The following is a 10,378-nucleotide window of genomic DNA, read 5'->3' as shown; positions in this document are numbered from 1 at the left end:
GCGCGCTGGGCGACCCGCGAGCGAGGCGGCGGCGATCGCCTCCAGCCGCTCGGCCGCGCGACGTGGCTCGCCGAGCGCGACGAGGGCCAGCGCCGCGCAATGCCGCGCGCCCTCGCCGCCGCCATTCACTTCCCACGCCATGGCATAGGCGTAAGCGTTCTCAGGATCGAAGCGCAGCAGGCCGAGGCAGCGCTCGGCCTCCGGCCCGTCGGCGAGCCGCGGCGGCTCGGGCGGCAGCGGCAGCATCTCTTCGGCGACGAGCTCCGAGCTGCCCGGCAGCACCAGCCACGCACCGGTCGCCAGGACCGTCAGCAGGGCAGCGGTGAAGGCGCCGAGCAGCAAGGGGCGGGCGGGGAGGCGCATCGGCCCGAGTCTATAGCCTCCCGCCGCCGGTTCCGACAGCGTTCCGCGGCGGTCAGTCCGCGGTGATGCTGTGCGCCCGCACCACCGCGCCCCAGCGGTTGTACTCGCTCTCGACGAAGCGGCCGAACTCGGCCGGCGCCATGGCGCGCGGCGTCATGCCCATCTCCGTCAGGCGCTGCCGGATGCCAGGGTCGGCAAGCGCCGCGCCGAGCTCGGCATTGAGGCGGGCGATCGCCGAGTCGGGCGTGCGGGCCGGGGCGAAGACGCCCACCCAGCTATCGGCCGAGAAGCCCGGGAAGCCCTGCTCCGCCACGGTCGGCACCGTCGGGTGCGCCGGCGAGCGCTCGGCGCCGGACAGCGCGATGCCGCGCAGGTTGCCCGCCTGCACCTGCGGCCCGACCGCCACGGTGGAGGTGATCACCAACGGCACCTGGCCGCCGAGCGCGGCCTGCACGGCGGGTCCGCCGCCGCGGAAGGGCACATGGGTGAAGCGCGCGCCGGTCAGCGTCTGCAGCTGCGCCATCATCAGGTGGCCGGTCGAGCCGTTGCCGATGGTGCCGTAATGCGGGCCCTCGCCGACGCGGCCGGCGGCGATCACGTCGGCCAGCGTGCGGAAAGGCGAGGAGGGATGCGCTGCCATCAGCACCGGTGCGCCGCCGACGAAGCCGACCGGCGCGAAATCGGCCAGCGTGTCGAAGGGCATGCGCGGCACCATGTGCGGGTTCACGGTGTGGGTGGACAGCGCGAAGAGCAGCGTGTGGCCATCCGGCGCGCTGCGCACCACGGCCTCCGCCCCGACCAGGCCCGAGGCGCCGCCGCGGTTTTCCACCACCACCTGCCGGCCGAGCCGCTCCGACAGGGCGGGCGCGATCAGCCGCGTGACGGTGTCCACCGTGCCGCCGGGCGGGAAGTTCACCACGGCGCGGATGGGACGGTCCTGCGGGAAGGCCTGCGCCCGGGACAGGCCGGGGATGGCGAGCGGCGCGGCCAGCAGGGCGGCCGCGCGACGGCGCGTGAGCATCGACGTTCTCTCCCGGTTATGTTGGTTTCGATTTGATCCCTCGCTGGCGGCGCGGACAACCCCTTTCCGGCTATCCGGCGAACGCGCACCTTGCGGCCATGGACAGGCGGATGGTGGTGGCGGGGCTCGGCTATGCCGGGTCGGCGATCGCGGCGGAGGCACTGGCGCGGGGCTTCGCGGTGACGGGCACGGCGCGCGACCCTGCGCGCGCCTCGCCGCCTTCCGGGTGCGCCGTCGTCGGCTTCGCCGAGGCTGGCCGGGCGATTGCCGAGGCGACGCATCTCGTGGTGACGGCTGCGCCGGACGAGCAGGGCGACCCGGTTCTGGTGGCCCACCGCGACGCGATCCTCGCAGCGCCCGGCCTGGGGTGGATCGGCTATCTTTCCACCACGGGCGTCTACGGGGATCGCGGCGGCGGCCTGGTGGATGAGTCGACGCCACCCACCCCGGGGCAGCCACGTTCCGTCCGGCGGTTCGAGGTGGAGCAGGCTTGGCGCGAGGTGGCGCGGCAGCGCGGCGCGGCGCTCGACCTGTTCCGCGTCGGCGGCATCTACGGGCCGGGCCGCTCGGCACTCGACGAGATCCGCGCCGGCACCGCGCGCCGCGTGGTGAAGCCGGGCCATGCCTTCAGCCGGATCCATCGCGACGACATCGCGCTGGCCGTCGTCGCTGCCGCGCTGGCACCGGATGCCGTGCGCGTCCTGCATCTCGTGGACGACGAGCCTGCACCCAGCGCGGATGTCGTGGCCGAGGCCGCGCGGCTGCTCGGCACCGAAGCACCGCCCGAGATTCCCTTCGAGGAGGCGCGCGCCCGCATGTCGCCCATGGGCCTGTCCTTCTGGGCGGAGAACCGGCGCGTCGCGAACGACATCACGAAGCGCGCGCTCGGCATCGCCTGGCGCTGCCCGACCTATCGCGAAGGGTTGCGGCGGATCCTCGCCGAGGAGTGCGCTACGCGCTGACCAGCGCGTCCAGCGTCTCGGCCAGCAGGCGCAGATCCTCCGGCCGCGAGAGGCGGTGGTCGCCGTCCTTGATCAGGTGCAGGCGGACATCGTCGCCGGCGATCGCGTCCACCAGTCGCAGCGCGTGACGCCAGGGCACGTCAGGGTCGCGCATGCCCTGCAGGATGCGGACGGGGCAGCCGAGCGGGATCGGCGCATCCAGCACCTGGTGCCGGCGCCCGTCCTCGATCAGCGCGCGCGTGACGGGTGTCGGCTCGCCATACTGGCTCGGCAGGTGGACGACGCCGCGCTGCATCACCTCCGCGCGCTGCGCGTCGGTGAACTCGGGCCACATCAGCGTCTCGGTGAAGTCGGGGGCAGGGGCGATGCCGATGAAGCCGGCGATCCGCTCCGGCCTTTCGCGCGCCAGCAGCAGCCCGATCCACCCGCCCATCGAGGAGCCGACGACGATCTGGGGACCGTCGGTGAGCGCGTCGAGGGCGGCGATGGCATCCGCGGCCCACTGACCGATGGTCCCGTCCTCGAACCGGCCCGCGCTCTCGCCATGGCCCGAATAGTCGAAGCGCAGCATGGCGCGCCCGGTCGCTGCACAGTGGTCGCGCAGCGCCAGCGCCTTCGATCCCTGCATGTCGGAGCGGAATCCGGGCAGGAACACCACGCCCGGACCGCGCCCCGGCAGCCGCGCCCAGGCGAGCCGGCCATCGAGCCGGCCCGTCTCCTCCGCGCTCGCGCCTTGCGTCACCGAGGCAGGCCGCGACGGGCGAGGTTCGCCATCAGCGCGCCGATGCCGAAGGTCCAGGGCGGGCATTCGTCGGTGCGGTCCACCTCGTTCTCCAGCGTGCCGAGCCGCGGCGTGGAGATGCGAACCACGTCCCCCTCGCGATGCGTGAAGCCCATGCCCGGCGCGCCGCGGTCCTTCACGGGCGAGAAGGGCGTGCCGAGGAACAGCACGGCGCCGTCCGGATACTGGTGGTGCGCGCCGATCATCTGCCCGACGACATCCGCCGGGTCGCGGGCGATGGCGCCGACCATGCCCCGCTCGTCGAGAGTGAAGCCGTCCCGCCCGCTGATGGTCACGCGCAGCTCCGCCCGGCGCACATCCTCCAGCGTGAAGCCGGCGTCGAAAAGCCGGATCATGGGCCCCAGTGCGCAGGACGCGTTGTTGTCCTTCGCGCGCCCGAGCAGCAGCGCGCTGCGGCCCTCCACGTCGCGCAGGTTCACGTCGTTGCCGAGCGTCGCGCCGACGATGCGCCCGCGCGCGTTCACCACCATCACCGCCTCGGGTTCCGGGTTGGACCACTGGCTGATCGGATGCACGCCGACCTTCGCGCCCGTGCCGACCGAGGAGAGCACCGGCGCCTTGGTGAAGATCTCGGCATCGGGCCCGATGCCGACCTCGAGGTACTGGCTCCACCAGCCCTTCGCGACCAGCGCCTCCTTCACCCGCATGGCTTCGGGGCTGCCGGGGACGAGGTTCCGCAGGTCGTCGCCGATGATATCCCGGACCTCGGCGCGCACCGCTTCGGCGCGCGCTGCATCGCCACGGCAGCGCTCCTCGATCACCCGCTCGAGCATGGAGCGCACATAGGTCACGCCGGCGGCCTTGATGACCTGGAGGTCGACCGGCGCCAGCAGCCAGGGCCGTCCGGCATCGCGCGCCGCGTGATGGCTGTTCGCGAGCGCGGCTGGAAGGTCGAGCGCGGTCGGGATGCCATGCGTGCGGATCGCCGCGACCGGATCCTCGCTGTTCAGCCAGGCGCTGCAGGTGCCGAAGGCCGGCGTCATGTCGAAGGTCGCGCCGCCGAGCAGCGCCAGCACGGCGGGCCCTTCGGCCGTCATGGCGCGCAGCGCGAAGGCGCCTGCGTCGAGGTCGTCCGGAAGCCGTGCCTGGTCCACCATGGTGCGATCCCTCCCTCTTGCCCAGCAGACTAGCCGGGCCGGCCCGGAGCGCCAGGGGGGCGGGTGCGGTGGCCACGTCACACGTGTGACCGACGCGAAACGCTTTTCCGGCCGCCGCGACATCCGCACGAAATCCGGACGACCTACCCCTCGGCCCGCCTGAACAGGCGCCAAGAGGAAGGGATCGAACCATGTTGCTGGACGCCGCCTTCGCGGCGCTCGTCGCCGACCGTCTCGGGTCCCGGTGGCGCCGCGCCCCGGACCTCGTCGAACTCGACGATCATCTCCGCCGCGACATCGGGCTGGCCCCGCGCCCGACGCCCGTTCCCCGTGTCCGCCATCCGCTTGGCAGCGATCGCGCCTGATCGCCGCACCCATCCTGGAGACACCGTGATGTCCGTCACCGACCAACACGGCAACGCCGTGACCTGCACCGATCGGGCCGCCGTCGAGAAACTCGACGAGGCCGTGGAGCTGATGCTCGGCTTCCGGGCCGACCCGCTTGCCGTCGTGGACGGCATCCTCGCCGAGCGCCCGGACTTTGCCATGGCGCACGCCTTCCGAGCGGGGCTGATGGCCATGTCCATGGAGCAGGTCTGCGTGCCCGAGGCGGAGGCGAGCGTGGCCGCCGCCTGGTCGCTGCCCGGGCTGAACGAGCGGGAGCACGCCCACCTCGTCGCGGCGCAGGCCTGGGCGGACGGCGATTTCGCCTTGGCGCATCGGCGCTACGCGGCGCTCGCCGCACGCTTCCCGCGCGATATCTTCGCGCAGCAGGTCGCGCACCAGTTCGACTTCTTCCTCGGCGACCCGACGGGCCTGCGCGACCGCCCGGCGCAAGCGATGCAGGCCTGGCGGGAGGGGGGGGGCGGCTTTTCCTGGCTGCTCGGCATGCAGGCCTTCGGTCTCGAGGAGTGCGGGCAGTACGAGGCGGCCGAGGATGCCGGCCGCCGGGCCCTGGCGTTGCAGCCGCGCGATGCCTGGGCGCTGCACGCGGTCGCGCATGTGATGGAAATGCAGGGGCGTGACGTAGAAGGCGTCGCCTTCCTGACGCAGCGGACGCCGGATTGGGAGCCGGCCGCGATGCTCGCCGTGCACAACTGGTGGCATCGCGCGCTGTTCCACCTTGAGCGCGGCGAGATGCAGCAGGTGCTGGGGATCTACGACAGCGCCGTGGCGAAGGGCGTGGCAGAGGGGACGCCGCAGCCGGCGATCGAGATGGTGGACGCCTCCGCCATGCTCTGGCGGTTGCTGCTGCGCGGCGCCGACACGGGCGGCCGCTTCGCGCTGCTCTCGGCCGCCTGGGAGCGGGCCGGCGGCGAGGGCTTCTACGCCTTCAGCGACCTCCATGCCGTCATGGCGCATCTGGGCGCGGGCCGCGAAGCCGTTGCGGCGCATGTGATCGGCGCGATGCGGCGGGCCGCGGCGGGGCAGGGGACCAATGCGCGGCTGACACGCGAGGTCGGGCTGCCGCTGGCCGAAGGCTTCTTCGCCTTCGCGCGCGGCGACTATGCCGCCGCGGCCGAGCTGATCGCGCCGGTGCGCCGATCCGCCATCCGCTTCGGCGGATCCAACGCCCAGCGCGACGTCATCGCGCTGACGCTGCTCGAGGCCGCGCTACGCGGCCGGCAATGGGGCCTTGCGCGCCTGCTGGCCGGCGAGCGGCTTGCGGCGAAGCCCGAGAGCCCGCTGGCGCGCGCGCTCGCCGTCCGGGCCGGGGCCTTGCCGCGCGCTGCGTAACAGGCTTGCCGAGCGGCGCGATTTAGGTCGAGCATGCCCCCGGGCCAGCACCGGCCCGGGGAGGGTCAACCATGACGCAGATCACGCGCCGCGATGCGCTGCTTGCCGGGGCAGGCTTGCTGGCCGCCCCCGCTATCATCCAGTCTGCCAACGCCCAGTCCAACTTCAACTGGCGCCGCTTTGCCGGCGAGCGCATCGAGGTGAGCCTGACGGCGAACCCGCGCAGCCAGATCCTGATCCAGAACCAGCGCGAATTCGAGGAACTGACCGGCATCCGCGTCGGCTCCGAGGCGATCCCCGAGCAGCAGCACCGCCAGAAATTCGTCATCGAGTTCGCGTCGGGCCGGCCGAGCTTCGACGTGATCGGCATCAGCCTGCACGTCAACAAGCGCCAAGTCGGCCGCGCCCGCTGGACGACCGACCTCAAGCCGATGCTGGCCGATCCGACGATGACCTCGCCGGATTTCGACTTCCAGGATTTCGGCGCCGGCGCCGTGGCCTATTCGACGCAGGCCGACGGGCGGATGGACACGCTGCCGGAGTTCACCGACTACTTCATCCTCTACTACAACAAGGAGATCTTCCAGCGCGCCAATGTCCAGGTGCCGCGCACCTATGACGAGCTCTACGAGACGGCGCGGCGCCTGACGGATGCGCGCAACGGCCAGTTCGGCTTCGTCGGGCGCGGGCTGCGCAACGCCAACGTCGTGCTCTACAGCTGCTTCCTGCTCGGCACGCAGCAGCGCGACTATGTCGACGCCAACATGCGGCTGCTGACCGACACGCCGGATGCGATCGCGTCGGGCGAGATGTACAAGAAGCTGCTGCGCGACACCGCACCGCCGGGCGTCGCCGGGTTCAACTGGAACGAGTGCCAGACGACCTTCGCGCAGGGCCGCGCGGCGATGTGGCTCGACGGCGTCGGCTTCGCGACCCCGCTCGAGGACCAGGCGCGCTCCCGCGTCGCGGGCAAGGTCGGCTACGCCGTCGTGCCGCGCGGCCAGGTGCGGCACCATTGCTGCCTGTTCGGCACGGGGCTCGGCATCAGCGCGGCTTCCAACGAGCGCAAGCGCGGCGCGGCCTGGTACTACCTGCAATGGGCGGTGAACAAGCAGAACCAACTGCGCTTCCTCACCTCCGGCGCCGGCGCCCCGGCGCGCGAGAGCCCGTATCGCAACGAGGAGGCGATCCGCAGCAGCCGCTTCGGCCGCGACTACTTCGAGACGCTGATCGCCTCCGGCCGCATCGCGCATCCGGGCCTGCCGGAGATCGTGCCGGTGACCGAATTCCGCGACACGCTCGGCGCGGGGCTCACCAACCTGATCGGCGGGGCCGACGTCGCGACCGAGCTGCGCCGCGCGACCGAGGCCTTCCGCCCGGTCCTCGAGCAGTCCGAACGGGCGACCTGACGGCGTGGTGCGCGCCCAGTCAGGCCCTCCGCTGCGGCCGGCCTTGGCCGGCCGAGGCCGCGAATGCGGCCCGCCGCGAGTGCGGCGCAGCCGAGCGCCGGAGGCGCGCTGGCGCTTGAGGCATGAAGTGCGTCAGCACTTCATGAGTGTGAAATGAGCGGTATGACGGACGCGGCGGCCCTCCAGGGGGCCGCCGCTGATGCGGCGCGCCGCAAGCGCGCCTATGCAAGGCACTACTGGCCCTTCGTGGTGCCGGCGGCGATCGTCGTCCTCGCCGTCATCGTCTTCCCGTGGGTGTTCACCATCTGGATGAGCCTGCAGGAGTGGAAGATCGGCAGCGGACGCAGCTATGTCGGCCTGGCGAACTACGAGCGGCTCCTGAACGACGAGCGCTTCCACTGGTCCATCCTGCGGACGCTCTACTTCACGGCACTGGCGGTGGTGATCCCTGTCGTGCTCGGCGTCGCCGCGGCGCTGATCTTCCATCGCCGCTTTCCGCTGCGCGGGCTCGCCCGGACCATCTTCATCCTGCCGATGATGGCGACGCCGGTCGCCGTCGCGCTGGTCTGGACGATGATGTTCCATCCCCAGCTCGGCGTGCTGAACTGGATCCTGAGCCAGTTCGGCATCCCGCCCAGCATGTGGGTCTATGACCAGTCCACGGTCATCCCGACGCTCGTCATGGTCGAGGTCTGGCACTGGACGCCGCTGGTGATGCTGCTCGTGCTCGGCGGCCTCGCGAGCCTGCCTGTCGATCCCTACGAGGCGGCGAAGATCGACGGCGCTACCGGCTGGCAGGCCTTCCGCTACATCACCCTGCCGCTGCTCGCCCCCTTCATCATGGTGGCCGTCATCATCCGCACCATCGACGCGCTGAAGGCCTTCGACACGATCTACGTCATCACCCAGGGCGGCCCGGGCACGGCGAGCGAGACCATCAACATCTTCCTCTACCTGAACGCCTTCGCCTACTACAACATGGGCTATGCGAGCGCGGTGGTAGTGGTGTTCTTCACCATCATCATCGGCCTCGCGCTGCTGCTGCTGTGGTCGCGCGAGCGCTTCAAGGACGCCGTGCGATGAGCGCGCCCGCCGGCATCCGCCGACGCCCCCTCCGCAAGATCCTGGACCGCATCGGGCTTGCCATCGCGGTCTTCTTCTTCGTTTCGCCGGCGGCGCTGGTCTTCCTCTGGATGCTATCGCTCTCGCTCAAGACCGAGATCGACAACATCGCCTATCCGCCGGTCTTCATCCCGAACCCGCCGACGCTCGACAATTTCCGCGCCGTGTTCGAGCGGAACGACTTCCTGCGACAGGCCTGGAACAGCATCGTCGTCAGCTTCGGCGCGACCGGCATCGCGCTGCTGGTCGGCATCCCGGCCGGCTACGGCATCGCCAAGATGCGCGCCACGAAGGCCGCGGTGCTCATCCTGATCGCCCGCATCACGCCGGGCCTGTCCTACCTCATCCCGCTCTTCCTGCTGTTCCAGTGGGTCGGGCTGACCGGCACGCTCTGGCCGATCGTCATCACCCATCTTGTGCTGACCGTCCCGATCGCCGTCTGGGTGATGATCGGCTTCTTCGAAGGGCTACCGGCCGAGTTGGAGGAAGCAGCGCTCGTGGACGGCGCCACGATCTGGCAGGCCTTCCGGCACGTGGCGCTGCCCCTGGCGCGGCCAGGCATCACGGTGGCGACGATCCTCGCCTTCATCTTCTCCTGGAACAACTTCATCTTCGCCATGGTGCTGGCGGGGCGCGAGACGCGGACCCTGCCCGTCGCGGTCAACAACATGCTGACCTTCGAGCAGATCGCCTGGGGACCGCTTTCCGCGGCCGCGCTGCTGGTGACGCTGCCGGTCGTCGTCCTGACGCTGGTCGCGCAGAAGCAGATCGTGGCGGGGCTGACGCAGGGCGGCGTGAAGGGGGCGTGACGCCGGCCACGCACGGCGCTAACCCGGCCCGCGCAATGTCCCGCCGCCCCGCCATCCTCCAGGTCTTGCCCGCGCTCGTCTCGGGCGGCGTGGAGCGCGGCACGATCGAGATCGCGGAAGCCATCGCGGGTGCGGGCTATCGTCCGCTCGTCGCCTCCGCCGGCGGGCCCCTCGTGGCGGAGGTGGAGCGCATGGGCGGCGGGCATGTGACGCTCCCGCTCGACGCCAAGTCGCCGGCCGCGATCTGGCGCAACGCCGCCGCGCTGGCCGATCTCGTGCGGCGCGAGGAGGTCGCGATCCTGCATGCGCGTTCCCGCGGCCCGGCCTGGTCGGCCTGGCTCGCGGCGCGGCGCAGCGGCGCGCACTTCGTCACCACCTATCACGGCGCCTACAACGAGGGCTTCCCCGGCAAGCGGCTCTACAATTCGGTGATGGCGCGCGGCGAGCGGGTGATCGCGATCAGCCGCTTTATCGCCGGGCTGATCGAGCAGCGCCACGGCACCCCGCGCGATCGCATCCGCCTGATCCCGCGCGGCGTCGATCCGCGGCGCTTCGACCCCTCCGCCGTGCCCGGCGCGGACGTCCTGGCGCTGCGCGAGGCCTGGGGTGCGGCGCCCGGTCAGCCCGTCGTGCTGCTGCCCGCGCGGCTTACGCGCTGGAAGGGGCAGGGCGTGCTGGTGGAGGCCCTGGCCCGGCTGCCCGGCGTGATCGGCGTGCTCGCCGGCGGCGGCAACGACGCCTTCGCGCGCGAATTGCAGGACCGTGCCGCGGCGCTCGGCCTGGGGCCGCGCCTGGTGCTGGCCGGGCATGTGGATCGGCTCGATGTCGCGCTGCTCGCGGCCGATGTGGTTCTGCATGCGAGCACCGATCCCGAGGCCTTCGGCCGCACGGTGATCGAGGCGCAATGCATGGCCCGCCCCGTCGTCGCCTCCGACCTCGGCGGCCCGCGCGAGACGGTGGAGGAGGGCGCGACGGGCTGGCGCGTGCCGCCCGGCGATCCCGCCGCCCTGGCCGCGACCCTGGCGCGCGTGCTCGCGATGCCGCAGGCGGAGCGGG

General features: G+C 71.9%; 10 protein-coding genes and 1 pseudogene. 7 read left to right on the top strand and 4 right to left on the bottom strand.

Going from position 1 to position 10,378, the window contains the following annotated elements; translation table 11 throughout:
• Together L2I40_RS11725 and L2I40_RS11720 are read right to left on the bottom strand one after the other, a co-directional pair.
• Nucleotides 1-363, bottom strand: a pseudogene (locus L2I40_RS11725) (tetratricopeptide repeat protein); the annotation flags it as partial.
• Nucleotides 364-415: 52 nt separating this feature from the next.
• Entirely contained in the window at nt 416-1,384 is a 969-nt protein-coding gene (locus L2I40_RS11720; protein ID WP_237215139.1) for a tripartite tricarboxylate transporter substrate binding protein, read from the bottom strand.
• A gap of 98 nt (nt 1,385-1,482) precedes the next feature.
• Here L2I40_RS11720 and L2I40_RS11715 point away from each other — a divergent pair, with 98 nt between their 5' ends.
• Complete coding sequence (locus L2I40_RS11715) at nt 1,483-2,346, top strand: Rossmann-fold NAD(P)-binding domain-containing protein (protein ID WP_237215138.1); 864 nt, start codon at nt 1,483-1,485, stop codon at nt 2,344-2,346.
• Here L2I40_RS11715 and L2I40_RS11710 read toward each other — a convergent pair.
• On the bottom strand, nt 2,336-3,088 hold the full coding sequence (locus L2I40_RS11710) for an alpha/beta hydrolase (RefSeq protein WP_237215137.1): 753 nt from the start codon (nt 3,086-3,088) through the stop codon (nt 2,336-2,338). The genes L2I40_RS11715 and L2I40_RS11710 overlap by 11 nt on opposite strands.
• Nucleotides 3,085-4,245 carry a fumarylacetoacetate hydrolase family protein gene (locus L2I40_RS11705; protein ID WP_237215136.1) on the bottom strand — a complete coding sequence of 387 codons (1,161 nt, stop codon included), beginning with the start codon at nt 4,243-4,245 and terminating at the stop codon, nt 3,085-3,087. The genes L2I40_RS11710 and L2I40_RS11705 overlap by 4 nt, the downstream gene beginning before the upstream one ends.
• 191 nt (nt 4,246-4,436) lie before the next feature.
• Here L2I40_RS11705 and L2I40_RS11700 point away from each other — a divergent pair, with 191 nt between their 5' ends.
• The 6 genes from L2I40_RS11700 to L2I40_RS11675 all read left to right on the top strand — a co-directional run.
• Entirely contained in the window at nt 4,437-4,610 is a 174-nt protein-coding gene (locus tag L2I40_RS11700; RefSeq protein WP_237215135.1) for a hypothetical protein, read from the top strand.
• 28 nt (nt 4,611-4,638) lie between these two features.
• A complete protein-coding gene (locus L2I40_RS11695; RefSeq protein WP_237215134.1) occupies nt 4,639-5,982 on the top strand; it encodes a tetratricopeptide repeat protein in 1,344 nt (447 codons plus the stop codon).
• A gap of 71 nt (nt 5,983-6,053) precedes the next feature.
• Nucleotides 6,054-7,391 (top strand): ABC transporter substrate-binding protein, encoded by a 1,338-nt coding sequence (locus tag L2I40_RS11690; protein ID WP_237215133.1) that lies wholly within the window; start codon nt 6,054-6,056, stop codon nt 7,389-7,391.
• Nucleotides 7,392-7,544: 153 nt separating this feature from the next.
• Nucleotides 7,545-8,474 (top strand): carbohydrate ABC transporter permease, encoded by a 930-nt coding sequence (locus L2I40_RS11685; RefSeq protein WP_237215132.1) that lies wholly within the window; start codon nt 7,545-7,547, stop codon nt 8,472-8,474.
• Nucleotides 8,471-9,322, top strand: coding sequence for a carbohydrate ABC transporter permease (locus L2I40_RS11680; protein WP_237215131.1), 852 nt, complete (start codon nt 8,471-8,473; stop codon nt 9,320-9,322). Before L2I40_RS11685 ends, L2I40_RS11680 begins: the two co-directional genes overlap by 4 nt.
• A 35-nt stretch (nt 9,323-9,357) precedes the next feature.
• Nucleotides 9,358-10,378, top strand: a 1,021-nt coding sequence (locus L2I40_RS11675) for a glycosyltransferase family 4 protein (RefSeq protein WP_237215130.1), incomplete at its 3' end; no start/stop codon positions are given.

Source organism: Falsiroseomonas oryziterrae (assembly GCF_021864505.1).
GTDB classification, from domain to species: Bacteria; Pseudomonadota; Alphaproteobacteria; order Acetobacterales; family Acetobacteraceae; genus Falsiroseomonas; species Falsiroseomonas oryziterrae.
Note: the sequence above shows the minus strand (reverse complement) of the source record. Positions and strands in the feature narration are given on the sequence as shown.

Bases quoted from the DNA above. Each gene is read 5' to 3' on its own strand.
- L2I40_RS11720 (WP_237215139.1), bottom strand. From the start codon at position 1,384: ATGCTCACGCGCCGTCGCGCGGCCGCCCTGCTGGCCGCGCCGCTCGCC.
- L2I40_RS11715 (WP_237215138.1), top strand. From the start codon at position 1,483: ATGGACAGGCGGATGGTGGTGGCGGGGCTCGGCTATGCCGGGTCGGCG.
- L2I40_RS11705 (WP_237215136.1), bottom strand. From the start codon at position 4,245: ATGGTGGACCAGGCACGGCTTCCGGACGACCTCGACGCAGGCGCCTTC.
- L2I40_RS11700 (WP_237215135.1), top strand. From the start codon at position 4,437: ATGTTGCTGGACGCCGCCTTCGCGGCGCTCGTCGCCGACCGTCTCGGG.
- L2I40_RS11695 (WP_237215134.1), top strand. From the start codon at position 4,639: ATGTCCGTCACCGACCAACACGGCAACGCCGTGACCTGCACCGATCGG.
- L2I40_RS11690 (WP_237215133.1), top strand. From the start codon at position 6,054: ATGACGCAGATCACGCGCCGCGATGCGCTGCTTGCCGGGGCAGGCTTG.
- L2I40_RS11685 (WP_237215132.1), top strand. From the start codon at position 7,545: ATGAGCGGTATGACGGACGCGGCGGCCCTCCAGGGGGCCGCCGCTGAT.
- L2I40_RS11680 (WP_237215131.1), top strand. From the start codon at position 8,471: ATGAGCGCGCCCGCCGGCATCCGCCGACGCCCCCTCCGCAAGATCCTG.